The organism is Bacteroides coprosuis (genome assembly GCF_020741705.1).
In the GTDB taxonomy this organism is placed as follows: domain Bacteria; phylum Bacteroidota; class Bacteroidia; order Bacteroidales; family Bacteroidaceae; genus Bacteroides_E; species Bacteroides_E coprosuis.
In genome coordinates this window covers 1-5872 of the sequence record NZ_DYYK01000170.1, presented here as the reverse complement: position 1 = coordinate 5872, position 5872 = coordinate 1, and the positions used below count along the sequence as shown (strand labels likewise).

The following is a 5872-nucleotide window of genomic DNA, read 5'->3' as shown; positions in this document are numbered from 1 at the left end:
GTGTCATTTTACTTATAATGCCCCGTTTTTTAATTATGATGCAAAAGTATAGGTTTATTATTTATGCGCCAAATATGCAGTATGTCATTTAATAGTATATAACAGAAGCTATAATTTTTGTTTAACGCATTGATTTTTAGCATTTAATAAAAAATTTATACATATTATCAATTGAGTTACAATCTGAAACTATGATATACATCTGAATTAAGCGATGTTCAATTTTGGAGGCAATTCATATGAAAATACAACAATAATATGTTACCTTTAATAGCAACCAGAGTTTATAAATCACATCCTTAAACAATAAATAACTTATGACAAACGAAGAAATATACAAAGGCCTAAGTTCTGACAATGGTTTAAGGGCTCATTCTTTTATGGGAGTAATTCCTAAAGAATCAAATATCCAATTCATACAAGATACAATTTTTCCTGCTCTAAAAAATCATCCCGATTTCAGATTACACAACCTTATTGTCAAAGAGATAAACCTAGGAGAATCACCAGCCATACTTAATATGGAATGGGTAGCAAAGGTAGAATATAAGGGCATAATTACAGAAGCCTATTTTTCTATCGGTAAAACAAGCAGTATTGGGTTAGAAAAAATGACAAGCAGTCATATGGATAACCTATATCTTATCAAGGCATTTAATAATCCTTACTTTTTATATTGTAGACAGTTGTTTAGTAGCGAGCCTTTAGACTCTTTTTTACTACAACTCAAAATGATGCATGCTATTGTACCTCAATCCTATCTAGTTATGGACTTTTCATCCAATCGATTATTTTCTAGTAAATGGCTAGATATGGCTTGTAGTACCAACACTCCACCTTCTCCTAGAAACTTGTATTTGATTCAAGTTTTAAACAATGTAGATAAAAAAGGGAAAACAAGATACTGGCTACGCACAAATGGACTCTATCGGTGTGGATCACCAGAGTTAGAAATGGTTAATATCTACTCTGGATCCAAAGAAATGAGCAGATTACTACATGTTACATCTAGTTTAATGGTTCAAAGCAGCTACCAAGAAAACAGTGTGATAAAAGTAGGATATGATGGCTTAGAGATTAACCTCTGCTGGATAAGATGGGAAAAAGCATTAAAAAAATATTCGGCAGATGCCTTTGGAGGTTTTAACTATCGGCAAGATTTAAAATATGGATACAACAAGTATAAAGATCCCTCGGGAGTGGTTTTTGCGGTAGAAGAGGGCATATTCACTTCTCCAGAAATTTATATTAGTGCTGTAAAAAACACTCCACAATATACTATACATCCAAAGGAGAACATGAGACTGAGAGCCCTTGCCAGAGAGCGATATGACTATTTTTCTAGAGCATATCAAGAGTATAATCGCCCCATATTTGAGAAACCAAGAATGGCCTCCCAAAGTAATGAGGATACAAAAAAATGGAAATTCCTTGTGAAATTACAAATACAAAATAGAAATTCAAATCCTCAAGAAATGAAAGACCAACTTTGGTTTGAAGTAAAATCAATGGATGAAGATGAAATACAAGCTACCCTGCTAAATAAACCTTTTTGGACAAAATCAATTAAGCAAGGAGATACGATTACTTCTTCTATAGCAGAAAATTTAGTTGACTGGACCATTATAAATCCTGATCAAACAGAGTTTTCTCCTGATAATATCTATTTATTATATCCTTAATCAAAAACTGTTTTGAGATTCGGGCTCATATGCATAAATTAAAAATGAATATGAGTTTCAATAAATACAACCCTCAAAGAGAAGATTCGAAAATATAAAACTCCGTGATCAACTAAAAAAATCGTCAAATAAAAAGAGAGCTCAATTTAGCTGAACTCTCTTTCTCTATATCTCTTTAAAAGAGTAAGTATCATAACCTAAGCACTAGATTTTAATCATCTATTTCTTCAGAAACCTCACTTGCCACTTCTTCAGTAGCTTGTTTAGGAGTTTTTTCAATAGTCTTTATAGCAGCATCTTCTGCTGTTTCGTTATCTATTTCTTCTCCTTGTACTTTTGGTGTATAATTAGGATTATATCTGCCATAAGGAATTTTTTTAAGAATTTCTGAATTAGCTTCTCTTGCTACAGTAACAATAGGAGTAGAAGCAGCTGATACAGAAGAAGCAATTAATCCTCCAAGCCACACCCATGGGTTATCATCATCCTTATATTCATCAGGAGAAAGATCTACTGAAACACTTGCAGTATGAGATAGGAGTACATCACCTGTTTTAGCAGAAACAAAGCGATATTCTATATCTGTACTTATAGTATATAGAACTTTTCCCCACGTATGAATTATGGTAAATAGAAGGACATCTGCTCCAAAGACATCTCTAAACTTGGAAATATCTCCATCTAGAAATATTTCACTATTATAAGCACCTTCTTCTTGCAATAACTCCATCGACATAATAGGAGAAAAAACATAGTATCCCCTATTAATTAACGGGAGAGCCAATGAAGAGTATAGATATTCTTTAGCAGGAACATTATTAGTTTCATTTATAGGAGGCATTATAAGAATAGATAATGGGTCTTCTTCACGCCATTTACTTAATGAATCTTCTTGGGCAGAAGAAAACGAATAACTACTTGCAGAGAGAAGTAAGCAAAAAAATAATACGAGTTTTCTCATTCCTCATCCTCCAATTGTTTTATAATTCTACCGATAAACACTTCCGATTCAGGATACCTTTCCACTTCCAGTTTAAGATATTCTTTCCCCATCTGGGTATAACCTTCTTTTATAGCAATAAATCCTCTTTCTGCATAAATTCCAGGAGGAGGAACACCCCTAACACTTCGCTGTTGTTGAAGTATATGTTCGTATTCTCCTTTTAGCTTCTCTAAAGATTTTGGACTTTGATCTCTAAAATACTTGTAGGATGCACTTTCATAGCCATACCAACTATATAAAGGTTTAGATGTAGAACAAGCAGACAGAGCAAGAACTACTAGAACAAAAAATAAAGCTTTCTTCATCATAAAGTTATTACTTTAGTAGTCTGATGAGAAACAAATACGTCTTGTTGGTGTATCAATTGCCCTTGATAATAGACTTTAATATTACGTCTACCTGGTGTTATGGTATATGTGCGAGGACGTGTACTAGATTTTTTTAGTTTATCTACTTTTGCCTCAAAACTTATAGTATCATCAATAACAACTTCTACTGATTTTTTTGCCATTTGTCCTGAACTAATAACTTGAACATATGCCACATCATCAGATGGAATAGTTCGAGAGTAAGTTCCTGTCTTACAACTAGTAAAACCAATAATAACTAGTGCCAATGCCGACAGATAAGCCATAAATTTTTTCATGCTACATCCTCCTCTATTATATATTCACCTAAATTGTTAACATCAAGTTCTTCTCCTGAATAAGACACCATTGAAATTTCTGACTCTGGAGTATCACCTATAGTTGTTTCAATAACGACTTTACCTATAATTTTACCTGGAAGCTCAACGAGCAAACCTGTTTGTGGATTTTTTACTTGTTTACCTCTCTTCTTTACCAAAAGAGAGATACCAGGTTCGAGCCCTTGAGAAGCTCCGCCAGCAATAAATATCTCGTTTTCATCTACACTCAAAAAGTAAGATTTCCATGGATCATTAGTACATTTAATAATGATATTTTCTACCATCTTATCAATAGCAGCAGATATTGCTTTATCGCTCAATGTCGCATCATACCCTGCTCTACCACCTAAACCTATAACCGTTTTAGTAGTTACTTCTGATGTTCCAGAACTTTCATCTGAGAATATGATCATACCTGAATACACATCGACAATACGAATACTCACTGTAGCCTCAACTGTTTGAGTTTTTGCTTTACTAAACATTTTGGACTTGCCTGTTGTCTTCCTTCCAAACTCTGTGATAGAACCGATAATCAGATAATCCGCACCAACCCTTTGAACTAAGTCTCTTCCCGACAAATTTACTTCTTGGTCTAAAGCAGACAAATCACTTCTTTCCAACAATAAAAACTTATCAGAAGAAGCTAGTTTAGATACGATTAAATCTTGGGCTTGTTTTGCCATAGGATCATGGTCTTTATTATAAAAGATTCCTTTTCCATATTGAGTTTCATTGGAGAACCTCCCTATAGCTACTTTTTTCTTCAGATTCATTTCACTTGAGTCTTGAACAATACGTTCATCTTTCTCTACAATATTGACTCTATTATTCTGAGCTTTAAGGGAAAAGCTACTGAGTATAATTAAAATAGCAAAAAGTAGTTTGTTTTTCATAGTAAGCTACACATTTATTGAAACAATTGAATTTATCTATACGCAAGATATTAATTAATTGATATCTTCGCTATTTTTTCAATAAAAATAGTTTAATACCACTTGTACATCAATGAAATACCTAAGTAACCACCTTTTACCTTCTGATAATACTCCTCAGAAAAAACATCACAAAAATTTCCAAATCTGTTAGAACATAACCCTATTCGTTTACACCCTCAATACTTAGCACCTAATTTTAACCCAAAGAGGTAGAAAGATAAATTTTTATCAGTAATTTGATACAAGTTATTGAAAATATTACCACCTTTGCGGCATTATAATTATTTGCTTATTGATAACGATTTACTGCGTTTGTTTTAATATCATAAATAAAAGTAAATCAAAGGCTTACACAAGCCCTATTGAATAGTAAAATGTCAAAAACTAAAGGGACTATTTATGGCATCATAGCTGCTATAAGCTATGGAACCAATCCACTAGGAGCGTTATCGCTTTATCAGGAAGGTATTCACGTAAATTCCGTGTTATTTTACAGATATGCACTAGCTGCATTAGTTATCTTAATGATCCTTTTCGTCAAGAAAGAATCTCTGAAGATTAATAAATTAGAGCTTAAAATAGTATCTCTACTTGGATTACTATTTGCCTCATCCTCACTCACCCTATTTACTAGTTTTCACTATATGGATGCCGGTATAGCATCTACTTTGTTATTTGTTTACCCTATTATGGTAGCTGTACTAATGGCTGTGTTCTTTAAAGAAAAGATATCTGCCACTACAATTTTATCCATAGCACTAGCTTTAACTGGTATTTCCCTTTTATCAAATGGAGGTGATGGAGAAACTCTAAATTTAACAGGAGTCATATTGGTGTTAATATCTTCATTGACTTATGCTATTTACATTGTGATAATCAATCAATCAGCCATAAAAATGTCTGTTTTCAAACTCACTTTTTACGTTCTGGTTTTCTGTGTGCTAACTACCGTAACCTATTCCCTATTTGGCGGAGGAGAACCCATCCAATGGCTGACCACATCTTCATCTTGGGGATATGTATGGATGCTAGCAATAGTACCCACAGTAATCTCTCTAATAACAATGACCTTAGCAGTTAACAGCATAGGCTCTACTCCCACCGCTATTATGGGAGCTTTAGAACCACTTACTGCCGTTATAATTGGGGTTAGCATATTTGGTGAACAGCTCACTATAAACCTCGTACTAGGAATTTTTATTATACTCGTATCGGTTATTCTTATTATAGCTGGAAAATCTATTAGCTTTAAATTTATTCAAGAAATTGTTCATAAAGGAAGTACTAATTTAAAGCTAAAATAAAGATCCTGTCGGTATACTTCTTCATTTAGGAAGAGTAATCGAAAAGATGAATAGAAAAATAATCCTCTTATTTTGAAGCAGATAAGATCATTCGATCTATAAGTCTCAAAAATACATCAAAAATAGTTCTCTAGAAATGTTGCAAATATCAAATTAATCACTACTTTTGCAACGCATTCGAAAGAAAACAAGGTGTGTTAGTTCAGCTGGTTAGAATGCCTGCCTGTCACGCAGGAGGTCACGGGTTCGAGTCCCGT

General features: G+C 33.4%; 6 protein-coding genes. 2 read left to right on the top strand and 4 right to left on the bottom strand.

Annotation, left to right across the window (positions count from 1 at the left end):
* Positions 1 to 317 precede the first annotated feature (317 nt).
* Positions 318 to 1682 (top strand): DUF4026 domain-containing protein, encoded by a 1365-nt coding sequence (locus K8V80_RS10135; protein WP_276777644.1) that lies wholly within the window; start codon positions 318 to 320, stop codon positions 1680 to 1682.
* A gap of 211 nt (positions 1683 to 1893) precedes the next feature.
* Here the strand turns inward: K8V80_RS10135 and K8V80_RS10130 are convergent, their stop codons facing one another.
* Genes K8V80_RS10130 through K8V80_RS10115 form a run of 4 tightly spaced genes read right to left on the bottom strand, consistent with a single transcriptional unit; the run spans position 1894 to position 4269 of the window.
* Positions 1894 to 2643 carry a GNA1162 family protein gene (locus K8V80_RS10130; RefSeq protein ID WP_276777641.1) on the bottom strand — a complete coding sequence of 250 codons (750 nt, stop codon included), beginning with the start codon at positions 2641 to 2643 and terminating at the stop codon, positions 1894 to 1896.
* Positions 2640 to 2993 (bottom strand): DUF4810 domain-containing protein, encoded by a 354-nt coding sequence (locus K8V80_RS10125; RefSeq protein ID WP_276777638.1) that lies wholly within the window; start codon positions 2991 to 2993, stop codon positions 2640 to 2642. The genes K8V80_RS10130 and K8V80_RS10125 overlap by 4 nt, the downstream gene beginning before the upstream one ends.
* Positions 2990 to 3331, bottom strand: a complete 342-nt coding sequence (locus tag K8V80_RS10120) for a hypothetical protein (RefSeq protein WP_276777636.1) — start codon at positions 3329 to 3331, stop codon at positions 2990 to 2992. The genes K8V80_RS10125 and K8V80_RS10120 overlap by 4 nt, the downstream gene beginning before the upstream one ends.
* Positions 3328 to 4269 carry a CsgG/HfaB family protein gene (locus K8V80_RS10115; protein ID WP_006745423.1) on the bottom strand — a complete coding sequence of 314 codons (942 nt, stop codon included), beginning with the start codon at positions 4267 to 4269 and terminating at the stop codon, positions 3328 to 3330. Before K8V80_RS10115 ends, K8V80_RS10120 begins: the two co-directional genes overlap by 4 nt.
* Before the next feature lie 416 nt (positions 4270 to 4685).
* On the opposite strand from K8V80_RS10115, the gene K8V80_RS10110 reads away from it, so the two are divergent.
* A complete protein-coding gene (locus K8V80_RS10110) occupies positions 4686 to 5615 on the top strand; it encodes a DMT family transporter (protein WP_276777634.1) in 930 nt (309 codons plus the stop codon).
* Positions 5616 to 5872: the final 257 nt, after the last annotated feature.